Here is a 22629-nt window from a genome sequence, read left to right as displayed (position 1 = left end):
CCTGTGGAGAACTCAGGGCACGCAGCTCGCCGACGCCAGGCCGAGGACCGAGACGACCCGCACCTTGACGGTCGGCGTGCTGGTCGCGGTCCAGTTGTTGCCGAGGTTCGTGCGGAGGTTCAGCGTGTAGGTCGTGCCGAGGTCGAGCAGGCCCGCACCGCCGTAGACGAGCGAACGCTGTCCGGGGGTCGTGGCGGTCGCGAGCTGGGTCGTCCCGTTCATGAGGTCGAACGAGTTCGGCACGGTGGGGTCCGTGTAGGTCCAGGTGATCGTCACGGTGCTCGACGACGCGGCCGTGCAGGTCAGCGTGGGGACACCGGTGGCCGTGCCCGCCGTGAAGTTCGACACCGGGTTCACGGTCGTCCGCGACCACGGCACGGCCACCGCCTGCGCCGGCACGAGCACCCCGATGCTCCCCGCGATGACGAGGACCGCCGCCGCACCGCCGAAGCGGCGCAGCCGCTGCACGCGACGCTCGTGCACCCGGAGCGAGCGACGGGTGACGACGGTGGTCCCGCCGGACGGGAGGCGCGTGGCGGCGTCGTCCCGTGCCTCCCGGCCGGTGTCGGTACCGTCCGACGGCCCGTCACCCGACCCGTGGGCGGTGTCGCCCCCGTCCGAGCCGTCGGCGTCGTCGTCGTCGATCGCCGCGAGGCGGCAGAGCGACCCGTCGACCGTGCAGAGCGCGAGCAGCGCCGTCAGGCCGAGTGCGAGCACGACGACCTTGACCCACTCCCCCTGCCGGAGCCACAGGATCGGCGCCCCGACGAACGGGATGCGCAGAAAGGCGACCCCGTGCACGGCCGAGCGTTCGAGCGGTGTGGAGTCCTGCTGCGGGTTCGCGTCGCCCTTGGTGACCAGGGTGCCTCCCGGGCCGTCCTCGACGTAGCGGTGCATGCGGAGGTGACCCGGCTGGTCCGGGTCGTCCGCGAGCAGGATCTTGCCCGTCCGGACCTCACCGGACGCGACCGGGCGCGAGACGACGACGTCCCCGGGCGTGAGGCGCGGCTCCATCGACCCGGTCATCACCGTCGTCGGTTGCCAGCCGATCAGCGCGGGGGCTGCCGCCCACAGGGCGAGGCCGAGGAGGGTCGCGACCACACCGCGTGCAACGGTGCCGACGACGACGCGCCCCCAGTCGACGACGTCACGGAGCACGGCGTGCGGTGTGGGACCACCGTGCACTGCGATGCTGCTCATGACTGCCTTCGACCGGGGGCGCGTTCTCGGGGGTGGTGACCGGGGCTGGCTCGGGCTCAGCCCCGGTCACCGGGTGGGGAGGGCTCCCGGCTCAGCTGTTCTGGGCCTCCCAGGTGAGGCCGAGGGACGCGGTGCCGCCCTGCACCGTGTTCGGCGCGGTGCTCGAGACCGTGTAGGTGAAGCGGTAGACGCGCGACTCGGACGCGGACCCGGTCGGGGCCCAGGTGCCGAGGCCGGTGGCGAAGTTCGTCGAGCCGGTGCCGAACGCGGCGAGGGTGCCGTTGTAGAGCGTTCCGCTGGTCGCGGCCGGTGTGAATCCGGTGCAGGAGCCGAAGCCACCGCCGGTGCCCTGCTCGACCTGCAGGTTGATGTTGCCCGAGAGGTTGTTCGTGGTGGCCGGGTTCGTGCCGTACAGCTTCACGGTCGAGGCCAGCGAGCCGGTCGACGTGACCGTGATGCAGTTGGCGCCGGTCGAGCCGGGCTTCAGGCCCGTCGCGGTGAAGAGCGCGGTGTTGTTGTCGTCGTCGGTGAGGGCGACGCTGCCGGCGGTCCAGTTGCTGGTCGGGTTGACGGTGGTGGCCGAGAACGCCGAGTAGGACGCGGTCGAGACGACGACACCCGAGGCGACGAGGGCGGCGGGGATGGCGATCCAGGCCGCGAGACGGGCGGCGCGAGGGGTGACACGAGACATTGCGGGAGCTCCTGATCCGGAAACGGTGGCGCCGTGGTCGCGGTGGTTGGTCGCGTCGGTGCCGTGGTGTTTGCTACGACGATCAAGTTACTTTTCCGCCGAGCAACTCACAAGGGAAGGAACCACCCCCGTGCTGGGGGTATCTTGACGAGTGAGATACTTGTTGACTGAGTCTTCCCACCCCCTGCCGAGAAGAGCCGCCGATGACGGACACCACCCAGCCCGTCCTGCCCGACACCCTGCCGCCCGCGCCCGTGTCGCCGACCGTCTCCGTGCCGGAGCGCGTGGACTCGGACACCGACCTCGCGAAGCTCCTCACCGCCTTCCGCCTGCTCCAGACGCAGCACGCCCGCGTCCTGCACCACGAGAGCGTCGTGCGCGGGCTGAACGCCACCGACACCCGCTTCGTGTTCTTCCTGGCCGCGGCCGACGGCGAGGGGATCACGCCGAAGCAGGCCGGCGAGTACCTCGAGCTCACCACCGGCGCCATGACCTCGCTCGTCGACCGGCTCGAGCAGCGCGGACACCTCGAGCGCCGCCCGAACCCGCAGGACCGTCGCAGCGTCCTGCTGCACCTCACCGCCTCGGGCGCCGAGGTGGCCCGGCAGATCGGCGCCGTCTACTCGGACGCCTTCCGCGAGGTCGTCGCCCCCGCCGACCGGGTCCGCCTCGCCGCCGCGTTCGCCGGGCTCGGCGACGCCCTCGACCGCCACTCGCGCGCGGAGACCGCAGCCCGCTCCGCGTGACCTCGTGTGTCGGGGCGCGCGCGTAGCGTGGTGCGCATGACACCGTCCGAAGTCCTGATCGAAGCGTTCTCCCGCGTCCCCGAGACCGTCGAGCGTGCCGTCGACGGCCTGTCCGAGGACCAACTCGCAGCGCGTCCGGCCGCCGGGGCGAACACCCTGGCATGGCTCGCGTGGCACACCGCCCGTGGGCAGGACGTCCAGATCGCCGACCTCGCCGGCACCGCGCAGGTGTGGACCGCCGACGGCTGGTACGACCGGTTCGGCCTGCCGTTCCCGGCCGAGGCCCTCGGCTACGGCATGTCCCGTGACGACGTCGGTCGCGTGCGTGCCTCGGCCGCGCTGCTCACCGGGTACCTGCGTGCCGTCCACGACCGCACCGTCGCGTACCTCGGCACGCTCGGCCCCGACGACCTCGACCCCGTGGTCGACGACGCGTGGGACCCGCCCGTCACCGCCGGTGCCCGGCTCGTGAGCATCCTCGACGACTGCACGCAGCACGCCGGCCAGGCCGGCTTCGTGCGCGGGTTGCTGTTCTTCAACCGCTGACGCGGTCGCGCGCGGGCGCGCAGCGCGCGGGCGGGCGTGCTCGCTTCGTGAGCAGAAATGGTCGGGTCCGATTTCCGGACCCGACCATTGCTGCTCACCATGTGACGGACGGGAGGCCCGTGGCGAGCTCGCCACGGGCCTCCCGTCGTGCGTGTGGTCGCGACTAGCGCGCGGCGAGCTCCGACACGATGCCGTCACCGGGGGCGGCCTGCACGAGGTCCGCCGCGATCTCGGCACGCTCGAGGATGCCCTCGATCTTGCGGATGCGACCACGCGGGACGAGGGTCACGACGGTGCCCTCCTTGCCGGCACGACCCGTGCGGCCGGAGCGGTGCATGTACGCCTTGTAGTCGTCCGGGGCATCCGCCTGCACGACGAGCGACACGTCGTCGACGTGGATGCCGCGGGCGGCGACGTCGGTGGCGACGAGCACGTTCACCCGGCCGCTCGTCAGGAGCTGCAGGTTCCGGGTCCGGCGCGACTGGTTCAGGTCGCCGTGGAGCGACGTGGCACGGATGCCGGCGTCCTCGAACTGGTCGGCGAGGCGCTCGGCGTAGGCACGGGTCCGGGCGAAGACGATCGTCTTGCCGTCGCCGGCGACGAGCTCCTCGAGGACACGGTCCTTCTCGCGCTGCTCGACCACGAGGACACGGTGGTCGATGGTCGAGGACGCCTGGTCCTCACCCGCGACCTCGTGCACGCTCGGCTCGTGCAGGAACTGCTCGACGAGCGCCGCGACCTGGGTGTCGAGCGTCGCGCTGAACAGCAGCTTCTGTGCACGGTTGCCCTGCGGGGTGACCTCGGCGGTGGCGGAGAGGATCTCCTGCACCGGCTCGAGGAACCCGAGGTCGCACATGTGGTCGGCCTCGTCGAGCACGGAGATGACGACCTCGCTGAGGTCGAGCTTCCCCTTGTTCATGAGGTCCTGCACACGACCAGGGGTGCCGACGATGATGTCGACGCCACGCTCGAGCGCACCCTCCTGACGGCCGTACGGCACGCCGCCGTAGATCTGCGTCGTGAAGAGGCCCACCGAGCGGGCGATCGGCTGCACCGTGCGGTCGATCTGCAGGGCCAGCTCGCGGGTCGGCGCGAGGATGAGCGCACGCGGGGCGCGGCCCATCTTGCGCTTCGTGCCGCCGCCGTGCTCCATGAGCTTCTCGACGAGCGGGGCGCCGAACGCGATGGTCTTGCCGGAGCCCGTGCGGCCACGGCCGAGGACGTCCTTGCCGGCGATCACGTCGGGGATCGTCGCGGCCTGGATCGGGAACGGGCTGCTCGCGCCGAGCTCCTGCAGGGCGCGGGAGATGTTGCCGCCGATGCCGAGGTCGCCGAAGGTCACGCCCTCGACGTCCGACGCCACGGTGGACTCGGCCTGGAGCTTCGCGAGCTTGACGTCGTCGGCGGGGACGAACTTGCCGCGCTCGGGCTCGTCGAAGGAGCGGCGGGGAGCGCTGCGGTCGTCGCGGTCGAACTTACGCGGAGCGCGGTCTTCGCGGTCGAACTTGCGCGGAGCGCGGTCGTCGCGATCGAAGCTGCGACGCGGACGGTCGTCGTTGTCACGACGCGGGGCACGATCGTCGCGGTTGAAGCTGCGCGGAGCGCGGTCATCGCGGTCGAAGCTACGACGCGGACGGTCGTCGTTGTCACGACGCGGCGCGCGGTCGTCGCGGTCGAAGCTGCGACGCGGGCGGTCGTCGTAGTCACGACGGGGCGCACGATCGTCACGGTTGAAGCTGCGTGGGGCGCGGTCGTCACGGTCGAACGAGCGACGGGGAGCACGATCGTCACGGTTGAAGCTGCGCGGGGCGCGGTCGTCACGGTCGAACGAGCGACGGGGACGGTCGTCGTTGTCACGACGGGGAGCGCGGTCGTCGCGGTTGAAGCTGCGCGGTGCACGGTCGTCGCGGTCGAACGAACGACGCGGACGGTCGTCGTTGTCACGACGGGGCGCACGGTCGTCGCGGTCGAAGCGACGGGGAGCACGGTCGTCACGGTTGAAGCCGCGACCACCGCGGTCGTCGCGCTCCGGGCGGCGCTGGCCGCCGCTGTCGCGGGGCTCCCAGTTCGGGCGCGCGGGGCGCTCGCCCTGCGCCGAGCGGCCGCGACGCTCCTCGGCGTCCCAGCGCTGCTTCTGGCGCGGCGCGGTCGGTTCGGCGGCGCGGAACCCGCGGTGCTTGCTGCTGCGTGCGGCGGGGGTGCCGTTCGGGTGGCGGGGACGATCGGAGGCGCGGTTGTCCGCGCCCTTGTTGTACGGAGCCATGACTGCTTTCTCGGGTGCGCAACGAACCGCAGCGCCCGACAGCGACATCGGCGGGGGCTGCTTGCGGAGAGGGGGTTCATCCCGTCGCGATTCGACGTGATTCCAGCCCTCGAGCAACACACACCCAACAAAAAGCCCGTGATCACGATGTCACGGCGTCGAAGGCCGACCGAGCGAGTCTACGCGACCCCGCGCTCTGATGCCAGCCCCGTCGTCGACGGACGGCCGCGAGCCGGACCCGGCCCGTGCCTCCCGGCCGGCCCGTCGGTCAGGACTCGGCGAGCCGCTGTCGTTGCTCGGCCACGTCGAAGTCCGCCTTCGGCCACGAGAGCTGCATGTCCTCGAGGGCCCGGAGCAGGAGCTGCTGCACCGCCAAGCGGGCGTACCACTTGCGGTTCGCCGGCACGACGTACCAGGGCGCCTGCGGGGTCGAGGTCCGGTCGAACACGATCTGGTACGCGTCCTGGTAGCGGTCCCACAGCAGGCGCTCGTCGATGTCGCCCGGGTTGAACTTCCAGTGCTTGTCGGGGCGGTCGAGTCGCTCGCCGAGGCGTTCGCGCTGCTCGTCCTTCGAGATGTGCAGCATCACCTTGACGATCGTGGTGCCCTCGGCGGTGAGGCGGTCCTCGAACTCGGTGATCGCGCCGTAGCGTCGTTCGATCTCGTCCGGCGCCGCGAACGCCCGGATGCGCTGGATGAGGACGTCCTCGTAGTGCGAGCGGTCGAAGACGCCGAGCTGACCGGCACTCGGGAGCTGCCGCTCGATGCGCCAGAGGAAGTCGTGCTCGCGCTCCTCGGCCGTCGGGGCCTTGAAGCCCGCGTACCGCACGCCGTTGGGGTCGACCGCACCGACGACGTGCGAGACGATGCCGCCCTTGCCGGCGGTGTCCATCGCCTGCAGGACGAGCAGCACCCGGCGCTGGTCGCCGGCGGTCGACGCCGCGTACAGCCGCTCCTGCAGGGCGGCGAGGCGGGACGCCCCCGCGGCGAGCGCTTCGAGCCCGTCGATCTTGCGGCCGGGGAAGCCCGGCGTCGCATCGGGGTCGACCTGGTCGAGGCGGAAGCCCGGGTCGACGCGGAGCAGTGGTTCGGGATCGGCGTTCCAGGCCTTGCGACGGCTCACGGGTCCTCCTGCGGTCCTGGCGGCGGGTGCCCCCTGCTCTCATCCTGGCACTGTGGCGGTTCCGCCGTCGGGTGCGCGGTCGAGTGCGCGGTCGGGTGCGCGGTCGGTTGCGCGGTCGGGGTTCCTCCGCTGGGGTGACGTGGCCGGCCTCGGGTGCGGCTACCGTGGAACCGATGAAGTCCGGCCGCCGCACAGTGCTCGCGCTCGTCGCCGCGGTCGTGGCGCTCGGCGCGGTCGCGTCCTGCAGTACGGACCCCGTCGGTGACGAGAACGCGACGGTCACCGCGGACAGCGTCATCTACCCGCTGTCCCTGCAGTACCACGGCATCGACGTGGTCGCGGATGTGCCGTACGGCACGGCTCCGCTGCAGCGACTCGACGTCTGCCTGCCGGCCGACAGCGCCCCGGAGACGACCGCGACCCCCACGGCGACGCCGTCCGCCACCCCGACGGCCGACCCCGCCGAGGCCGCAGCCAGCACCGGTCGGCCCGCGGTGCTGATGATCCACGGCGGCAGCTGGTCGCACGGCGACAAGGCCACGGCCGCCTACCGGTCGGTGTGCAAGTACCTGGCGTCCGAGGGCTTCGTCACGTTCAACGTCGACTACCGGCTCGCGCCCACCGACCCGTTCCCGGCCGGTCTCGACGACGTCCGACGGGCGCTCGACTACGTGTTCCGCCCCACGACGCTGTCCACGTACGACGTCGACTCCCAGCGGGTCGGGGTGTTCGGCGGGAGCGCGGGCGGCAACCTGGCGGCGATGCTCGCGGTGACCGACCACGAGTCCGCCGCCTACGCCGAGGGCGACCGGATCCGTGCGGTCGTCGACCTGAGCGGCCCCACGAACCTGACGTCGCGCTCGACCCGGGCCGACGGGGTGTCCGCGTCCTTCCAGCGGAAGCAGCTGCTGTACCTCGGCTGCCGGACCTACGCGAAGTGTCCGGCGGCGACCCGGGCGTCGCCGGAGTACCACGTCACCTCGGACACGGCGCCGTTCTTCATCGGGCACTCGACGGACGAGTTCATCCCGCTGTGGGAGTCGCAGGAGTTCGCGGCGACGCTCCGGTCGCACGACGTGCCGGTCACGTTCGTGCAGGTCGAGGGGACGGCGCACTCGATCGCGCAGCTCGACGAGGCGATGAGCCGCCGCGTGGCGACGTTCTTCCGGACCCAGCTGGGCTGAGGCGCTGCGGGGGCGCCGTGCGCGGGTTCGGCCGCGGGCGGGTTCGGCCGCGGGCGGGTTGTGTGCCGCCGAAGCGACACTCCTCGCCGACGAGCGGCCGTCCGTGCCGCGAGAGCGACGTTGTGCCGCCGATGTTAGGCGGAGAAGTGTCGCTTTCGCAGAGACGCCAGAGCGGGCGCGCTCGCGGAGCCGCACTGCCGCGTGCCCCGGGTGGGTGGCACCCGGAGTCGGGACTACTGCCGACAGCCACCACGTCGCAGACTTCCGGGGTGACCGACACCTCGACCCGCCCTGCACGCGCCGCCGCGACCCGCTGGGACCGTTCCGCGCTGCAGACCTCTGCGGAGTTGCTGCTCGGGCTGTCGTTCGCCGCCACCATGGCCTTCGGCGGGTACGCGGCTGCGACCGGGCACCTCGCTGTGTTCGCGCAGGGCGCCGGGATCGTCTTCCTCGTCACGCTGACCTGCGTGCTCGTGTCGTGGTTCCGCGCCGTCGAGCGCGAGGAGCGTGCCGACCACCGGGTCACCGCGCCCGTCGTGCCGGCCACGGCCTCGGCCTCGGTGCCCCTCACGACCGCCGCCATCGCGGCCGTCGACGCCGAGTACCGCAGGTAGCGGGGCCCGGCGCCGACAACGCCGCCGCTAGCCCGCCGCGGCCGCCGCCGCAGCCCGCCGATCAGCCCGCCGCTCCCGCGCCCGCTCCACCACGTAGTACAGCGCCGGCAGCACCACCAGGGTCAGCAACGTCGACGACACCAGCCCGCCGATCACGACGAGCGCGAGCGGCTGCGAGATGAACCCGGACTTGCCGGTCAGCCCGATCGCCATCGGCACGAGCGCGAAGATCGTCGCCAGGGCGGTCATCAGGATGGGCCGGAGTCGTCGGGTGGCCCCTTCGACCAGGGCCTCGCGTACCCGCAGTCCGCGCCGCCGGTACTGGTTCACCAGGTCGATGAGGACGATCGCGTTCGTCACGACGATGCCGACGAGCATGAGCACGCCGATGAGCGACGCCACACCGAGTGGGATGCCCGACGCGATCTGCAGCAGGATCGCGCCCGTCGCCGCGAACGGCACCGAGACGAGCAGCAGCAGGGGCTGGAGCAGGCTCCGGAACGTCGCGACCATCACCACGTAGACGATCAGGATCGCGACCAGGGCGGCGAGCAGCAGCTGGCTGAACGCCGACGTCTGGCTCGAGGCGACGCCGCCGATCGACGCGGACGCACCCTTGGGCAGGTCGAGCTGGTCGACCGCCGTGGTCACCGACTGCACCGCCGCGCCGAGGTTCGACGCGTCCGGGGTCACGGTGATCGTCGCGGTGCGGACGGCGTCCGAGGTGGTGACGGTCGTCGGCCCCTCGGCACGTTCGACGGTGGCGACGTCGGACAGCGGCACCGGGCCGGTCGAGGTCGGGACCGACAGTGCGCGCAGTGCCGTGATGGTCCCCGGCGGCGAGGGTGCGGCGATGTAGACGTCGAGCGAGGCGTCGTCGATCTCGACCGTCCCGGTGTCCCGCGGCGACACCGAGGCTGCGACGATCCCGCCGACCTGGGTCTCGGTCAGCCCGAGCGCGGCCGCCTTCTCGCGGTCGACCCGGACGGCCAGGTACGGCTCGGCCGACGACAGGTTGCTCGTCGCCCCCGTGGTGTCGTCGACCGTCCGCATCTCGCGCAGCACCTGCGACGCGGCGGTCCGGAGCTGCGCCTGGGTCGGCGCGCTGACGTCGACCTCGATGTCGCTGCTGCCGCCGAAGCCGCCACCCGACGACGCGACCGTGAGCTCGCCCTGGTCCTTGAGCCCGTCGAGTCGCTTCCGTGTGTCCGACTGCACCCGGGTCTGGTCGGCGCCCTCGTCGGTGGTCACCGAGTACTGCACCGATGCCGTGCCGCCGCCACCGAACGCGGCCTGGATCGACTCGCCGCTCGTGCCGATCGTGGTCTGGACGGTCTCGACGCCGTCGACCGCGCGGAGCTGGCGCTCGACGGTGCGCGCCGCGTCGGACTGCGACGCCAGGCTCGTGCCGGGCTCGAGGTCCTGCGTGACGGTGAAGGTGTTCTGCCCGGAGTCACCGAGGTAGTTCGTCTTGACGAACGGCAGCGCCGCCGCGGTCCCACCGAGCACGAGCACGGCGAGCACCAGGACTACCCACGGTGCGCGGAGCGCCCACCCGAGCACCGGCTGGTAGCCGCGGCGCAGCCGGTCGGGTGCGGATGCGTCGTGCAGGTCTGCCGCACTCGCGAGTGCGCCGTCCGTCGCAGAGCTGACGGGAGGCACGGCCCCCGCCGCCCCGTCGGCGTCGGTCCCCGACACGGCCGGCTGCACCGCCCCGGCGTGCTTGTGCCCCTTCGGCGCGCGCAGGAACCAGTACGCCAGCACCGGCACGATGGTCAGGGAGACCAGCAGCGAAGCGACCAGCGCCATCGTCACAGTGAGGGCGAACGGCCGGAACAGTTCGCCGACGAGCTCGGCGACGAACGCGACGGGCAGGAACACGACCACGGTCGTCACGGTCGACGCAGTCACGGCGCCGGCGACCTCGCGGACGCCGTCGAGCACCGCCCGTTGCCGGTCGACGCCGGGTTGCAGGTGCCGCTTGATGTTCTCGATCACGACGATGGAGTCGTCGACCACACGGCCGATCGCGATGGTCAGGCCGGCGAGCGTGATGATGTTGAGCGTGTAGCCGGCGGCCAGCATGCCGATCGCGGCGAGGAGCACCGACGTCGGGATCGAGATCGCGGTGACGATCGTCGACCGGACCGACAGCAGGAACAGCAGGATCACGAGGACGGCGAACGCCAGGCCGAGCAGTCCTTCCTCGGCCAGGGAGTCGATCGACTGCTGGATGAAGGGCGCCTGGTCGAACACGACGGTGAACCGGGGGTCGCCGTCGATCTTCGCCTCGATGCCGGGCAGGGCGTCACGGACGGTCTCCGAGACGTCGACGGTGTTCGCCTCCTGCGTCTTCGTGATCGCGATGGTGAGTGCCTGTTCGCCGTTCACGCGGCTGATCGAGGTGCGCGGTGACTCCTTGATGGCGACGGTGGCGACGTCGCCGAGGGTCGTCTCCGAGGTGCCGCCCGTCAGCGGTAGGTCCTCGATGTCGGCGACCGAGGCGATGCGTTCGCCGGTCTGCACGGAGAGCGTCGAACCGCTCTGCGTGATCGTGCCACCGGGGATCAGGGTGCCGTTGTCGTCGAGCGCGTCCGAGATCGCCGTCTCGCTGAGGCCCCGGGCTGCCAGGTCGTCCTGGTCCGGGGTGATGACGACGCGGCGACCGGGGTTGCCGTAGACGTCGGCGGCCCGCACCCCGTCGAGCTTCTCGAGGTCGGGCACCGCGGTGGCGTTCAGTCGTTCGACGAGCTGTTCCTGGTCGCCCTTCGCCGACACCGCGAGCTGCAGGACGGGCAGGTCGTCGAACGACCCGGTCACGATCTGGGTCTGCACGGAGTCGGGCAGCGAGAGTGCGTTGACGACGGTCTGGATCTTGTCCTCGGCGCTGGCCAGGTTGGAGCCGTAGTCGAACGAGGCCGACACGATGCTCTGCCCGGTGGACGAGGTCGCCGAGGTCGACTCGAGGTCCGGGACCGCCTGGATCCCCTGCTCGATCTTCGTCGAGACGTCGTTGGACACCACCTCGGGCGTGGCACCCGGGTACGCGCTGACGATCGCGACCTGCGGGAACTCGACGCTCGGGATCAGCTCCTGCTTGAGGTTCGACAGCGCGATGCCGCCGAAGATCGCGACGACGATGGTGACGAGCGCGATGAGGGCCCGGTTGCGGAGGCTGAAGACCGAGAGGAGGTGCACGTCATCGATCCTCGCAGCCGCAGCCCGTGCACGTCCGCATCAGCCACCGAGCAGCAGGTACGCGCCGAGCACGCCGACGGTGCCGAGCACGCCGCTGCCGAGGGCGATCACGCGGCCGACCGACGACCGGGCGGTGGCCACCCCGACGACGAGCACGAGGATGCCGACGACGATCTCGACCACCCACGTCACCGGGCCGGTCGTGGCCACCACCTGCAGCAGCGCCCGCACCCCCTCGCCGATGAGGATCGCGGCGGTGACCCCGAAGGCTCCCGCACGCCAGCGGGCGTCACGGGAGCGGACGAACACAGCGACCGCACCGGCGAGCAGCCCCGCGGGGACGCCGAGCAGCACCCAAAGGTTGGTGACGGACAGGAAGTCCGGGTAGCCGCGCAGGTTCGTCGTGGCCCAGTAGCCGACGTGCATGAGTTCGAGCAGCACGACGCCGAGCAGCATCGCGAGCGGCAGGGCGAACCGGCCGGCACGGGCTCCGGCGCCGATGCACAGCGCGACGGCGACCAGGAACCAGGGGCCGGCCGAGTTGGCGACCGACGACAGTGCGGGCACGGTCTGCCCGAACGAGGTCAGCACACCGGCGAGCAGCGCACCGCTCAGGGCCATCGTGACGCGCACCAGAGCCGGCACCGCGGGGCACGGCTCGGACGGCGACGCGGACGACGGGGACGCAGCAGGCGCCGGAGCACCGGCGGACAGGGTCGCGTTCATGGCATCAGCATCGCGTCGTCCGCCGCCGCGCACATCACCCCACGGAGCGAGAACGACCCCGGCCCATCACCCCAGAGGATGACCCCACGACTGCTCACACCACCGCGGCGAGCGACCCCCGCACCCCGGCGGACTCCCCACCGACCCGCGCCCATGCCCGTTCGAGCACGTCCACCAGACGGCCGCGGTCCGCCGGCGCCATCGTGAACGGCACCCGCAGGAACCGTTCGAACCCGCCGTCCGGGCCGAACACCCCGCCGGACGCCAGCACCACGCCCTCGGACCGCGCGGCCAGCACGAGCGCACTCGACACCGGACGCCCGAGGCCCACCCACGTCGTCAGCCCACCTGCCGGCGACGGGACGTCCCACTCGGGGAGTCGTGCCCTGAGCGCGCCCACGACGTCGTCGCGACCCTGTCGCAGGTACTCGCGCCGCGCCTCCAGGACGGCCGCCGTGCGTGGGACCAGCTCCCGCGCGACCAGCTGGTCGAGGACGGGGGTGCCGAGGTCGCCCGTCGGGCGGGCGGCGAGCAGCCGCTGCAGGAGGGCCGGTGCGGCGCGGATCCAGCCGATCCGCAGGCCGCCCCAGAAGACCTTGTCGGCCGAACCGATCATCACGACCGACGCCCCCGACGGGTCCGCTGCTGCCAGCGGCAGCGACGGCGCGCCGTCGATCCGCAGCTCGCCCATCGTCTCGTCGGCGACCACCGTCGTGCCGACCGACGCCGCGACCGACAGCAGCAGCTGGCGGGTCGACGCGGACATGGTCGCTCCGGTCGGGTTGTGCAGCTCGGGCATCACGTAGGCGACGGCCGGTGCGGTCCGGCGCAGCGTCGTCTCGAGCGCGGCGGCGTCCCACCCGGTCCGCGCGTCGACGGGCACGCCGACGAGTCGTCCGCCGGCCTCGCGGAACGCCTCGTGCGCGTGCGGGTAGGTCGGGGACTCGACGAGCACGGCGTCCCCGCGACGGACGAGCACCCGTGCGAGCAGCGCGATGGCGTGCTGCGCGCCGATCGTCACGATCACCTGGGACGGGTCGGTCGGCAGTCCGCGCTCGGTGTACCGGTCGGCGATGGCGGCGCGGAGCCCGGGGTCGCCGACGGTGTCGTACCCGATGCCGGCGAGCGCCGCGGGCACGTGTCGCACCGCCCGCTCGACAGCCTCGGCCATCCCCGGTGCCGAGTGCAGCGCGGCCTTCCGCAGGTCGAGGAGCTCGCCGTCGACCACCCCGCCGAGCCGTTCCGGGTCGGGACGGCCGATCAGGGACGCGGGCAGGTGGACCACGCTGCCGGAGCCACGAACCGACACGACGAACCCGTCGGACCGCAGTCGGGCGTACGCGTTCGCCACGGTCGTGCGGGAGATGCCGAGCGCGGTCGCGAGTCCGCGCTCCGCCGGCAGTCGCACACCCTGCGCGACCCGGCCGTCGATGACGAGCACCCGGATGGCGTCGGACAGTGCTTCGTACGCCGGGGCGTCGGTGCCGTCGCGCCAGTCGGTGAGCAGCAGGGCAGCAGATCGGGCACTCAACAGCACGGGTGTCATGGGTCCACGGTAGCGCGATTGGCTCTCGACCAGCAGTCCAATCCGCATCGACGATGAACCCATGTCCCGCAGCACCGCCCTCACGTTCCGCTTCGTCCAGCTCTTCGTCGGACTGTTCCTCTACGGCGCCTCCACCGCGCTGCAGGTCCGAGCGGTCGTCGGCGTCTCGTCGTGGACCGTCTTGACGCAGGGCCTCGAGAACGTGGTGCCGTGGTCGTTCGGCGTCATCACCGTCGTGTCGAGCGGCGTGATCCTGCTGTTCTGGATCCCCCTGCGCCAGAAGCCGGGCATCGGCACCCTGCTGAACGCGCTGGCGATCGGGCCGAGCGCCGACCTGGTGCTCTGGCTCGTGCCGGAGCCGTCCGGCCTGCTCGCCCGGATCGCCCTGTTCGTCGCGGGACTGGTGCTGCTCGCCGTCGCGACGGCGTTCTACATCGGCGCGGGGTTCGGCACCGGGGCCCGCGACGGCCTGATGGTCGGGCTGCACGAGCGCCTCGGCTGGCCGCTCTGGCTCGCGCGCACCCTGGTCGAGGTGTCCGTCGTCGTCGTCGGGTGGATCCTCGGCGGCAACGTCGGGGCCGGCACCGTCATCGCCGCCTTCGCGATCGGTCCGATGGTGCAGCCGCTCATGCCGTTCTTCCGCCGGTTCCCGTGGAGCCCCGAGCGCCGGGTCGTCCGGGAGGCCCGTCCCACCTCCGTCGCGCACGCTTCGTGAGCAGGAATGGTCGGGTCGCAGGGCCCCACCCGACCATTTCTGCTCACCATCTGCCCGGCACCCTTGCGCCTCGTCGACTCGCGATATAGCGTGACTTCCACAGACGCGATACATCGCGAGTTGGAGGAAGCAACATGACGCAGGAGAAGTGGCTCGTCGACGAGCCCAAGGTCATCGACACCGGCATCGTCCGCACACTCCGTGTCGGACTCGTCGGTGGTCAGGTGGACGTCGTGGCACACGACGAACCCACCGCACGGGTCGAGGTCCACAGCGTGTCCGGCAAGCAGCTGAAGATCGAGGTCGACGGCGACACGCTCACCGTCGACCACCCGCAGATCCGGTGGGACGACCCCATCGGGTTCCTCAAGTCGTTCCGCGGCAAGGCCCACGCGGACGTCAGCATCCTGGTCCCCCGCGACGCCTCGGTGCACCTCGGCGTCGTGTCGGCGGGTGCGCTGCTGTCCGGCACGAACCGAGGCGCGATGCTCAACACGGTGTCCGGCGACCTCGTCGTCGACGGTGTCGCCGGCGACGTCACGGTCAACGCCGTCTCGGGCGCGACGACCATCCGCGAGCTCGACGGCGCCCTGACGGTCCACACGGTCTCGGGTGACGTCGTGGCCACGGGCGAGATCCCGCGGTTCCAGGCGGACGGTGTCTCGGCCGACGTCGTGCTCGACCTGCACGGCGTGCCGGAGTCGGCGCGCGTCAACACGGTCTCGGGTGGCGTGAGCGTCCGGCTCGAGGACGGTGTCGCCTACCAGTGCACCGTCAGCACGGCCTCCGGCAAGCTCCAGTTCGACGACTCCGAGATCCGCGGTGTGCGCGGCTCGTACGTCAAGCAGGGTGGCGAGCTGGCCGGCCAGTGGCTCGACCTGCGCGTGAACTCGGTCTCCGGCGACATCGCGGTGCTGCACGCCCCGCCTGTCGCCACCGAGCCGACCGCACCCCCGGCACCCCCGACGGCGCCGGTCCCCCCGACGGCGCCCGTGCCCCCGACGGTCCCGACCAACGACGGCGAGGTGCCCGCATGAGTCCCGTCTTCGCCCACGGCCACCTCCGCCTGTACCTGCTCGTGCTGCTGGCGGACCACCCGATGCACGGCTACGAGCTCATCCAGGCCCTCGGCGACCGGTTCGGCGGTACCTACGTGCCGAGCGCCGGCACCGTGTACCCGCGGCTCGCGAAGCTCGAGGAAGAGGGCCTCGTCTCGAAGACCGCCGACGGCCGCAAGACCGTCTACGCGATCACCGAGGCCGGCCGCACCGAACTCGCGGCCCGTGCCGACGAGATCGCCGCGGTCGAGTCCGGGGTCGCCGACTCGGTGAAGTCCCTGGCCGACGGCGTCCGCGCCTCGGTCGGCGAGGCGATGCGCTCGCTCCGTGCAGACCTCGCCGCCTCGGCGGAGAGCCCCGGCACCGGTTCCCACGAGGACCCCGTCTCGGTGCCGTCGGAGAGCGCCCGCGCCCTGCGCGAGCTCGAGATGGCCCTGTCGTCGTTCCGGCAGCAGGTCCGCGCGGACCTGCGCCGACGTGCGACCCGCGGCACGCTCCGTGCGGACACCGTGACGCGCCTGCGTGACGGCCTGGAGGCCCTGCGAAAGTCGCTCTGACGGCCCGCGGCCGACAGGCGGTCGCGACCCGTGCCTCCCGGCCGCCCGTCGCACCGCCCCACCCCGCACAGCCCAACCCACGGAACCAGGTTCCGGACACAGCACCACGCCGATCCGTGGTGTCGTGACCGGAACCTGGTTCCGTTCGCGCACGACGGCCCGCAGTCCGCGCGCTACAGCCCGGCGTCCGCGAACGCGACCATCGCATCGCGCAGCGCACGTGCCGCACCCGCTCCGGCCCAGTCGTAGGCGTGCGCGAACCGCTCGTCGTGCACGTACATCTCGGCGAGGGTCCGGAACCGCTCCGCGGTGAGGTCCGCCGGCGGCGTCGACTCGGCGAGCCACGCGAACTGCCGCCGCGCCAGTGCCTGCGCGGCCGGTGAGCCCGGGCCGTCGCCGGACGCGGCGAGCGCTGCGGCGTCCTGGGCGATCGCGCGCAGTTCGTCCTGGAACGCCTGCTTGCCCGCGGTGTCCTTCGCGTCCCACCAGGCGGTGCCGCGCTGCCAGGCGTCCGCTCCCCAGCGCTCCTCGACCTCGTGCTTGAAGCGGGTCTGGTCGAACCCGTCGAAGGTGTCCGTGGCGTTCATGGTGTCCCCGTTCTCGATCCTGGTGATGGTGGTGCGCACGGCGGCGAGCTGCCGGGCGAGGCGGTCCCGCTCGCGTTCGAGCCAGGCGACGTGTGCGGTGAGGGCGGCGACGTCGTCCTGCTCGCCGTCGAGGACCCGGCGGATGTCGGGCAGCCCGAGGCCGAGGCCGCGCAGCAGCAGGATGCGCTGCAGCCGGACGAGCGCCCGGTCGTCGTAGCGGCGGAGTCCGCCGTCGCCGACGGCGGTGGCCGGCAGCAGCCCGATGGCGTCGTAGTGGCGGAGCGTGCGACTCGACACCCCGGCGGATCGCGCCACGTCGGCGATGCCGTGGGGTGCTTTCGCAGCTGCGGTGGCGATGTCTGACGGATCCCTCATGCAGCCCACCGTAGAGGTTGACGCAACGTCAACCGCAAGGGGTGATCGGGGTGCGGAGTCGACGACACGCGACCGACCGGGAATGACCGCCCGGGAACCCGTGTTGACTCCCGCCCGGAACTGAGTAGGTTTGCCGCTCGTGACGAACGAGGTCCGGTCGCTGAAAGCGCGACTGATCGGGGATCCCCTCCCCTCCGAGAAGCTCGAAGGACAGCTCCTCCCGAAGCACCTGGCACTGCCGATCTTCGCGAGTGACCCGCTGTCCTCCGTCGCGTACGCACCGCAGGAACTCCTGATGATCCTGCTGCTCGGCGGGATGTCGTTCCTGACCTTCGCACCGTGGGTGGCCGCGCTCGTCGTGCTGCTGCTCGTGGTGGTCGTCGCGTCCTACCGGCAGCTCATCAAGGCGTACCCGTCCGGCGGCGGCGACTACGAGGTCGCACACCGCAACCTCGGCGAGAAGGCCGGGCTGGTCGTCGCGAGTGCGCTGCTCGTCGACTACGTCATGACGGTCGCGGTGTCGGTCGCCTCCGGCGTGGACAACATCATCTCGGCGCTGCCGATGCTGAACGACGTCCGCGTCGAACTCGCGCTCGTGTTCGTCGTGCTCCTCGCCGCCACGAACCTGCGCGGCGTGCGGGAGTCGAGCAAGGCGTTCGCCATCCCCACCTACCTGTTCGTGGCGTCGGTCTTCGTGATGGTCGTCACCGGCCTGGTCCGGGTGGCCGCCGGGCACGCCCCGGTCGCCGAGTCCGCCGGGTACACCGTCGACAACGTCGAGCACACGACGCAGGCGGCGTTCATCCTGCTGCTGCTCCGCGCCTTCGCCTCCGGCTGCTCGGCCCTGACCGGCGTCGAGGCCATCGCGAACGGCGTGCAGGCCTTCCGACGCCCGAAGATCAAGAACGCGCAGGCGACCCTGGTGGCGATGGGCGGCATCGCGATCGTCCTGTTCATCGGGCTCATCACGCTCGCGCTCGTGTCCCGCGTGCACTACGCCGAACGCGCCTGCGACCTGCAGGGGTTCGCGGACTGCGCCACGACGCCGCAGCGCTCCCTCATCGCCCAGATCGCGGCGGCGACGTTCGGTGACAACTCAGTGCTGTTCTTCGTCATCCAGGCGACGACGGCCGCGGTCCTGCTCCTCGCCGCGAACACGGCGTTCAACGGGTTCCCGCTGCTCGGCTCGATCCTGGCCCGCGACTCGTACGCCCCCAAGGCCCTGTCGACGCGCGGCGACCGGCTCATCTACTCGAACGGCGTCATCGTCCTGGCGCTCGTCGCCGCGGCGCTGCTCGTGGTGTACCGGGCGAACGTCACGAGCCTCATCCAGCTCTACATCATCGGCGTCTTCGTGTCGTTCACCCTCGGGCAGACGGGCATGGTCGTGCACTGGACGCGACTGCTGCGCGCGGACCGGGCCGGCACCGCCGACCCGTCCGTCAACCGAGCACAGGTGCTGCGCTCACGAACGATCAACGCGATCGGAGCCACGTTCACCCTGGTCGTCCTGGTCATCGTCACGATCACCAAGTTCACGCACGGCGCCTGGCTCGTGTTCCTGATCATGCCGATCCTGTACGTGCTCATGCTCGGTGTGAACCGCTACTACCGCGACGTCTCGCACGAGATCGAGGCCGACGTCGAGACCGAGTTCGGCGCCACCGGCGACCACGCCGTCGTGCTCGTGAACAAGCTGCAGAAGCCCGTGCTCAAGGCCCTCGACTACGCGATCGCGGCCGAGCACGCCAGCTGCGAGGCGGTCCACGTCGCGATCGACGACGCCGATGCCCAGCACCTGCGCGACCAGTGGGCCGAGTACGGCATCCGGATGCCGTTGACCATCGTGCCGAGTCCGTACCGCGACATCTCGATGCCGCTCATCAAGTACATCAAGGCGCACCGGCTCGAGCACGGCTCCGAGGTCGTCACCGTCTACACGCCGATCTTCATCGTCGGTCACTGGTGGGAGGGCTTGCTCCACAACCACCGCGGCCGTCGCATCCGCAAGAAGCTCCTGCTCGTGCACGGCGTCACCGTGGCGCTGGTGCCGTGGCTGCTCGACTCGTCCGAACTGCTGTACGGCCGCCGGTCGCGTCCGCTCCCCGGCCAGGAACGTCGCGGCGAGCCCGTGCGGCCCCCGCTCCGCCGGTCCGTCGCCGGCTCAGCCGGAGCGCCGGTCGACGGTGTCGTCGACGATCGCCTGGCCCGGTCCGCGCAGCGGAACAGCCTGCAGCCGCGTCGCGCGACCCGACCGGCCGGTCCCGCCGAGGGCGTCGACCCCGCACAGTGCACCGGTGAGCTGCACGCGCTCGTGCCGACCTCGCCGCGCCGGGGCGACGAGTCGTAGCATCTGACGTCATGACGATCACCGACCTGCGGACGTTCGCCACGTTCGACGGCCACGGCGGCAAGGTGTCGAAGCGCGTCGAGGTGCTGGACCACGAGCCCGTCGCGGGCAGCCGCCACGAAGGACTCGTCGCCGTGCGCGGCGAGCACCCCCTGGGCGCGCTCGACGAGCGCGCCGCCGACGAGTCGGCAGCGCTGTCGCGCGGCGTCCCCAGCGTCGGCTGGGTCGACCCGTCGACCCTGCGCGACTGGTACCGCCCGGACCGCGTGGTCATCACCCGGCTCGAGGCGCGGCAGTCCGGCATCGAGCCCGGTCTCTACGCCGATTCGCGCGGTCGCGGACGGGTCCGGATCGACGGCCTGGAGGCACGACTCGCCCCCGACGGTCGGCCCGCCTTCCGCGCACTGGCCGGTTCCGAAGCGCCCTGGGTGGTCGACGTCCCCCTGCCGACGGACCAGGCGGTGCGCCTCGTGGCGGTCGCCGAGGTCGACGAGGGCTTCGAGGTCGTGACCGCTCCGGTGTCCCCGTTCCTGCAGCCCGGCGAGTACGCGGCGTACGACGACGACGTCCCCGGTCTGCCCCCGCGGCCGTCCAGCGGCCGGGTCGTGGTGTCCGCGACCGTGCTGCTCGACGGTTCGCTGCACGAGGTCGAGCGGATCGACGAGCAGGCCGCGACGATCTGGGTCCGGCGCGAGGGAAGGACCGTGCCGATCGCGACGAGTGCGGTCGGCCCGGACCTGGTGCGGTACTCGGCCACGCCGATCTGACGGGGGACACGGGCCTGCGGGGTGCGTCGGAGGTGCGGCGTAGCGTCCTCGGCATGAGTGATGCAGAAGAGACCCTCGGCGGCGCCCGTCCGGACCCGTCGACCGACGCGAGCAAGGACCCCGAGCAGTGGGTCACCGGTGACGAGCCGATGACCGGACCCCAGCGCAGCTACCTCGACACCCTGGCCCGTGAAGCCGGCGAGGAGCTCTCCGCTGACCTGACCAAGGCCGAGGCCTCGGAGCACATCGACCGCCTGCAGCAGCAGACCGGCCGCGGCACCGACACCACGGGTTCCTGAGAGCGGGTCCGCCCTTCGGCGGACCCCAGCCTGGGCATGTTCTGGTGATGTCCGGGCAGACCCCCGGACGAGGGGCATCGATGACGTGTCACCGGTTAGCTTCGTGGCCATGCGAACGACATCGACCTCCATCGGCCTGACCGCGCTCCGCATCGTCCTCGGGGTGGTGTTCATCGCCCACGGCGCGCAGAAGTTCGCCCAGGGCATCCCGAACGTGGCCCAGGGCTTCTCCGGCATGGGTGTCCCGCTCGCCGACGTCGCCGCGCCCCTGGTGGCGGGCCTCGAACTCGTCGGCGGCGTGCTGCTCGTGCTCGGCGTCGCGACCCGCGTCGTGGGCGTCCTGCTCGCCGTCGACATGGTCGTCGCGGGGCTGCTCGCGCACGCGTCGTCCGGCTTCTACTCGCAGGACGGCGGCTTCGAGTACGTGCTCGTCCTGGCGGTCGGGTCGCTCGTCGTGGCACTGACCGGCCCGGGGCGGTTCTCGCTCGACGCTGTGTTCCTGGCGTCGTCCCGTCGCCGTCGTGGCGTGCAGGAGCCCCTGCCCGCCTGACCCGCCCTGCGCCGCCCTGCGCCCCTGGAGCGGCTCACGCGGCGGCGAGCACGTCCATCACCTGCCGGGCGATGAGCCGTCCGGCCCGGTTCGCCCCGATCGTCGACGCCTGCGGCCCGTAGCCCGCCAGGAACAACCGCGGCTCGTCGACCGAGCGCCCGTCCGCCACGACGACCCCTCCGGCCGCGGTCCGCAGGTGCAGCGGCGCGAGGTGCCGCAGGTCGGCCCGGAACCCGGTCGCCCAGAGCACCGCGTCGGCGTGCACGTGCGTGCCGTCGGCCGTCACCACGCCGGTCTCGTCCATCCGCGTGAACATCGGCTGGTCGCGCAGGACCCCGCGGTCGATGCCGGCGCGGATCCGCCGCGAGACCGGCACGCCCGTGCCGCTCACGATGCTCGGCAGCACCTCGCCGGCACGGGCGGCACGGTCCTGCTCGTCGACCGCTGCGACCGCCGACTCGAGGTCGAGCGACGACGAGTCCGCCCACACCATCGGCCGTCGGGTGAACCAGTGGGTCGACCGGGCGACACCGTCGAGTTCGAGCAGGAAACCGATGGCACTCGTCCCGCCGCCGACCACGACGACGTCCTGCCGGGCGAACTCCGCGGCGCTGCGGTACTCGGTCGTGTCGAGCTGTCGTCCGCGGAACGCGCCTCGACCCGGGTACCACGGCACGAACGGCGTGCCCCACGTGCCCGATGCGTTCACCACGACGTCGGCGCGGATCCGGGTCTCCGTGCCGTCGGCGGAGCGGGTCGTGACGCACAGTCGGCCGTCCGCGGTGCGCGAGACCGATGGCACCGAGACCGGACGCCGGACCCGCAGGTCGTAGTGCTGCTCGAACCGCCGGTAGTACTCCCCCACGACGTCCCGGGCGGGTCGTGACCGATCGGCGTCGTCGAACTGCAGCCCCATCGCCCGCATCCCCGGCAGGTCGTGCACGCGGTGCGCCGCGCCGAGCCGCAGGGCCTCCCACCGGAACTGCCAGGCGCCGCCCGTGCTCGGGGCACGATCGAGCAGCACCAGGTCGGTGCCGGGCACGAGCCCCAGGCGGCGCAGGTGGTATCCCACCGACAGTCCGGCCTGCCCCGCACCGATGACGACGACACGGGCGGACTGGTCGGCTGCGTTCTCGAGGGGTTCGGTCATCACTTCGATTCTCCTGTGCGCGGAGCCGTCGCGGCGACGTCCAGATCGAGGTACATGGTAGAGTGATCGGCAGATTTCAAACCACGAACCGTCTGGTTCCCCGAGTGATCTTCCGTCATTCGCCAGGACCGGACCAGAGCCGAACGAGGGGGTCACGCATGGGGCGCGGCCGTCAAAAGGCGAAGCACACCAAGGTCGCCCGTGAGCTGAAGTACTTCAGCCCGCAGACGAACTACGGTGCACTCGAGCAGGAGCTCTCCGCCGGACAACACTCCGATGACGATCTCGTCGACCGCTGGGCGGACCAGTACGGTCCCGAAGCGGCAGACGAATCCGACGAGTTCGAGACCGAAGCGGACCAGAACAAGTCCGCCTGACCGGCAC

The 22629-nt window shown here is 71.8% G+C and carries 21 protein-coding genes; 12 read left to right on the top strand and 9 right to left on the bottom strand.

Translation table 11 applies throughout. The features are described 5' to 3' along the window. Nucleotides 1-12: 12 nt before the first annotated feature. Together M4960_RS15305 and M4960_RS15300 are read right to left on the bottom strand one after the other, a co-directional pair. Nucleotides 13-1200, bottom strand: coding sequence for a S24/S26 family peptidase (locus M4960_RS15305; RefSeq protein WP_173169722.1), 1188 nt, complete (start codon nucleotides 1198-1200; stop codon nucleotides 13-15). Between the two features lie 91 nt (nucleotides 1201-1291). After that, nucleotides 1292-1891 carry a hypothetical protein gene (locus M4960_RS15300; RefSeq protein ID WP_111085548.1) on the bottom strand — a complete coding sequence of 200 codons (600 nt, stop codon included), beginning with the start codon at nucleotides 1889-1891 and terminating at the stop codon, nucleotides 1292-1294. Between the two features lie 203 nt (nucleotides 1892-2094). Between M4960_RS15300 and M4960_RS15295 the strand changes: the two genes are divergently transcribed. After that, nucleotides 2095-2637, top strand: coding sequence for a MarR family winged helix-turn-helix transcriptional regulator (locus tag M4960_RS15295; protein ID WP_123937540.1), 543 nt, complete (start codon nucleotides 2095-2097; stop codon nucleotides 2635-2637). Nucleotides 2638-2673: 36 nt separating this feature from the next. Continuing rightward, a complete protein-coding gene (locus tag M4960_RS15290; protein ID WP_123937539.1) occupies nucleotides 2674-3183 on the top strand; it encodes a DinB family protein in 510 nt (169 codons plus the stop codon). A gap of 163 nt (nucleotides 3184-3346) precedes the next feature. Here M4960_RS15290 and M4960_RS15285 read toward each other — a convergent pair whose 3' ends face one another. Together M4960_RS15285 and M4960_RS15280 are read right to left on the bottom strand one after the other, a co-directional pair. Further along, entirely contained in the window at nucleotides 3347-5446 is a 2100-nt protein-coding gene (locus M4960_RS15285) for a DEAD/DEAH box helicase (protein WP_248704686.1), read from the bottom strand. Between the two features lie 268 nt (nucleotides 5447-5714). After that, the gene (locus M4960_RS15280; protein ID WP_248704685.1) at nucleotides 5715-6569 is read right to left on the bottom strand and encodes a polyphosphate kinase 2 family protein; all 855 of its coding nucleotides are present in this window, start codon (nucleotides 6567-6569) and stop codon (nucleotides 5715-5717) included. A 173-nt stretch (nucleotides 6570-6742) separates the two neighbouring features. On the opposite strand from M4960_RS15280, the gene M4960_RS15275 reads away from it, so the two are divergent. Then, nucleotides 6743-7753 (top strand): alpha/beta hydrolase, encoded by a 1011-nt coding sequence (locus tag M4960_RS15275; RefSeq protein WP_111085552.1) that lies wholly within the window; start codon nucleotides 6743-6745, stop codon nucleotides 7751-7753. Between the two features lie 269 nt (nucleotides 7754-8022). After that, nucleotides 8023-8367 (top strand): hypothetical protein, encoded by a 345-nt coding sequence (locus M4960_RS15270; RefSeq protein WP_248704684.1) that lies wholly within the window; start codon nucleotides 8023-8025, stop codon nucleotides 8365-8367. A gap of 27 nt (nucleotides 8368-8394) precedes the next feature. On the opposite strand, the gene M4960_RS15265 is transcribed toward M4960_RS15270, so the two are convergent. The 3 genes from M4960_RS15265 to M4960_RS15255 form a co-directional block, all read right to left on the bottom strand. Then, nucleotides 8395-11565: an efflux RND transporter permease subunit gene (locus tag M4960_RS15265; protein WP_248704683.1), complete on the bottom strand. Its 3171-nt coding sequence runs from the start codon at nucleotides 11563-11565 to the stop codon at nucleotides 8395-8397. A gap of 39 nt (nucleotides 11566-11604) precedes the next feature. Further along, a complete protein-coding gene (locus M4960_RS15260) occupies nucleotides 11605-12291 on the bottom strand; it encodes a DUF6518 family protein (RefSeq protein ID WP_131921251.1) in 687 nt (228 codons plus the stop codon). 94 nt (nucleotides 12292-12385) lie between these two features. Continuing rightward, on the bottom strand, nucleotides 12386-13837 hold the full coding sequence (locus M4960_RS15255; protein ID WP_173169726.1) for a PLP-dependent aminotransferase family protein: 1452 nt from the start codon (nucleotides 13835-13837) through the stop codon (nucleotides 12386-12388). A 61-nt stretch (nucleotides 13838-13898) separates the two neighbouring features. On the opposite strand from M4960_RS15255, the gene M4960_RS15250 reads away from it, so the two are divergent. The 3 genes from M4960_RS15250 (at nucleotide 13899) to M4960_RS15240 (ending at nucleotide 16167) form a co-directional block, all read left to right on the top strand. Further along, on the top strand, nucleotides 13899-14552 hold the full coding sequence (locus tag M4960_RS15250) for a YitT family protein (RefSeq protein ID WP_123293664.1): 654 nt from the start codon (nucleotides 13899-13901) through the stop codon (nucleotides 14550-14552). A gap of 134 nt (nucleotides 14553-14686) precedes the next feature. Continuing rightward, complete coding sequence (locus M4960_RS15245; RefSeq protein WP_248704682.1) at nucleotides 14687-15589, top strand: DUF4097 family beta strand repeat-containing protein; 903 nt, start codon at nucleotides 14687-14689, stop codon at nucleotides 15587-15589. Then, entirely contained in the window at nucleotides 15586-16167 is a 582-nt protein-coding gene (locus M4960_RS15240; RefSeq protein ID WP_111085559.1) for a PadR family transcriptional regulator, read from the top strand. The genes M4960_RS15245 and M4960_RS15240 overlap by 4 nt, the downstream gene beginning before the upstream one ends. Nucleotides 16168-16340: 173 nt before the next feature. Here M4960_RS15240 and M4960_RS15235 read toward each other — a convergent pair whose 3' ends face one another. Next, a complete protein-coding gene (locus tag M4960_RS15235) occupies nucleotides 16341-17129 on the bottom strand; it encodes a MerR family transcriptional regulator (RefSeq protein ID WP_248704681.1) in 789 nt (262 codons plus the stop codon). A gap of 130 nt (nucleotides 17130-17259) precedes the next feature. On the opposite strand from M4960_RS15235, the gene M4960_RS15230 reads away from it, so the two are divergent. The 4 genes from M4960_RS15230 (at nucleotide 17260) to M4960_RS15215 (ending at nucleotide 21095) form a co-directional block, all read left to right on the top strand. Further along, nucleotides 17260-19479, top strand: a complete 2220-nt coding sequence (locus tag M4960_RS15230; protein WP_248704680.1) for an APC family permease — start codon at nucleotides 17260-17262, stop codon at nucleotides 19477-19479. 11 nt (nucleotides 19480-19490) lie between these two features. Beyond that, on the top strand, nucleotides 19491-20246 hold the full coding sequence (locus M4960_RS15225; protein WP_248704679.1) for a hypothetical protein: 756 nt from the start codon (nucleotides 19491-19493) through the stop codon (nucleotides 20244-20246). A gap of 53 nt (nucleotides 20247-20299) precedes the next feature. After that, on the top strand, nucleotides 20300-20545 hold the full coding sequence (locus M4960_RS15220) for a DUF3072 domain-containing protein (RefSeq protein ID WP_123293659.1): 246 nt from the start codon (nucleotides 20300-20302) through the stop codon (nucleotides 20543-20545). A 109-nt stretch (nucleotides 20546-20654) separates the two neighbouring features. Next, nucleotides 20655-21095, top strand: coding sequence for a DoxX family protein (locus tag M4960_RS15215; protein WP_123671966.1), 441 nt, complete (start codon nucleotides 20655-20657; stop codon nucleotides 21093-21095). A 34-nt stretch (nucleotides 21096-21129) separates the two neighbouring features. Here the strand turns inward: M4960_RS15215 and M4960_RS15210 are convergent, their stop codons facing one another. Beyond that, complete coding sequence (locus M4960_RS15210) at nucleotides 21130-22245, bottom strand: NAD(P)-binding domain-containing protein (protein ID WP_248704678.1); 1116 nt, start codon at nucleotides 22243-22245, stop codon at nucleotides 21130-21132. A 158-nt stretch (nucleotides 22246-22403) separates the two neighbouring features. Here M4960_RS15210 and M4960_RS15205 point away from each other — a divergent pair, with 158 nt between their 5' ends. Further along, nucleotides 22404-22622: a DUF3073 domain-containing protein gene (locus M4960_RS15205; protein WP_111085566.1), complete on the top strand. Its 219-nt coding sequence runs from the start codon at nucleotides 22404-22406 to the stop codon at nucleotides 22620-22622. The last annotated feature ends 7 nt before the right edge of the window (nucleotides 22623-22629 follow it).

The sequence above is a fragment of the Curtobacterium sp. MWU13-2055 genome (assembly GCF_023242305.1).
Lineage (GTDB): Bacteria > Actinomycetota > Actinomycetes > Actinomycetales > Microbacteriaceae > Curtobacterium.
This window is presented reverse-complemented; position numbering and strand designations above follow the sequence as displayed.

Bases quoted from the DNA above. Each gene is read 5' to 3' on its own strand.
- M4960_RS15305 (WP_173169722.1), bottom strand. From the start codon at position 1,200: ATGAGCAGCATCGCAGTGCACGGTGGTCCCACACCGCACGCCGTGCTC.
- M4960_RS15300 (WP_111085548.1), bottom strand. From the start codon at position 1,891: ATGTCTCGTGTCACCCCTCGCGCCGCCCGTCTCGCGGCCTGGATCGCC.
- M4960_RS15295 (WP_123937540.1), top strand. From the start codon at position 2,095: ATGACGGACACCACCCAGCCCGTCCTGCCCGACACCCTGCCGCCCGCG.
- M4960_RS15290 (WP_123937539.1), top strand. From the start codon at position 2,674: ATGACACCGTCCGAAGTCCTGATCGAAGCGTTCTCCCGCGTCCCCGAG.
- M4960_RS15285 (WP_248704686.1), bottom strand. From the start codon at position 5,446: ATGGCTCCGTACAACAAGGGCGCGGACAACCGCGCCTCCGATCGTCCC.
- M4960_RS15275 (WP_111085552.1), top strand. From the start codon at position 6,743: ATGAAGTCCGGCCGCCGCACAGTGCTCGCGCTCGTCGCCGCGGTCGTG.
- M4960_RS15260 (WP_131921251.1), bottom strand. From the start codon at position 12,291: ATGAACGCGACCCTGTCCGCCGGTGCTCCGGCGCCTGCTGCGTCCCCG.
- M4960_RS15255 (WP_173169726.1), bottom strand. From the start codon at position 13,837: ATGACACCCGTGCTGTTGAGTGCCCGATCTGCTGCCCTGCTGCTCACC.
- M4960_RS15250 (WP_123293664.1), top strand. From the start codon at position 13,899: ATGTCCCGCAGCACCGCCCTCACGTTCCGCTTCGTCCAGCTCTTCGTC.
- M4960_RS15245 (WP_248704682.1), top strand. From the start codon at position 14,687: ATGACGCAGGAGAAGTGGCTCGTCGACGAGCCCAAGGTCATCGACACC.
- M4960_RS15240 (WP_111085559.1), top strand. From the start codon at position 15,586: ATGAGTCCCGTCTTCGCCCACGGCCACCTCCGCCTGTACCTGCTCGTG.
- M4960_RS15235 (WP_248704681.1), bottom strand. From the start codon at position 17,129: ATGAGGGATCCGTCAGACATCGCCACCGCAGCTGCGAAAGCACCCCAC.
- M4960_RS15225 (WP_248704679.1), top strand. From the start codon at position 19,491: ATGACGATCACCGACCTGCGGACGTTCGCCACGTTCGACGGCCACGGC.
- M4960_RS15220 (WP_123293659.1), top strand. From the start codon at position 20,300: ATGAGTGATGCAGAAGAGACCCTCGGCGGCGCCCGTCCGGACCCGTCG.
- M4960_RS15215 (WP_123671966.1), top strand. From the start codon at position 20,655: ATGCGAACGACATCGACCTCCATCGGCCTGACCGCGCTCCGCATCGTC.
- M4960_RS15210 (WP_248704678.1), bottom strand. From the start codon at position 22,245: ATGACCGAACCCCTCGAGAACGCAGCCGACCAGTCCGCCCGTGTCGTC.
- M4960_RS15205 (WP_111085566.1), top strand. From the start codon at position 22,404: ATGGGGCGCGGCCGTCAAAAGGCGAAGCACACCAAGGTCGCCCGTGAG.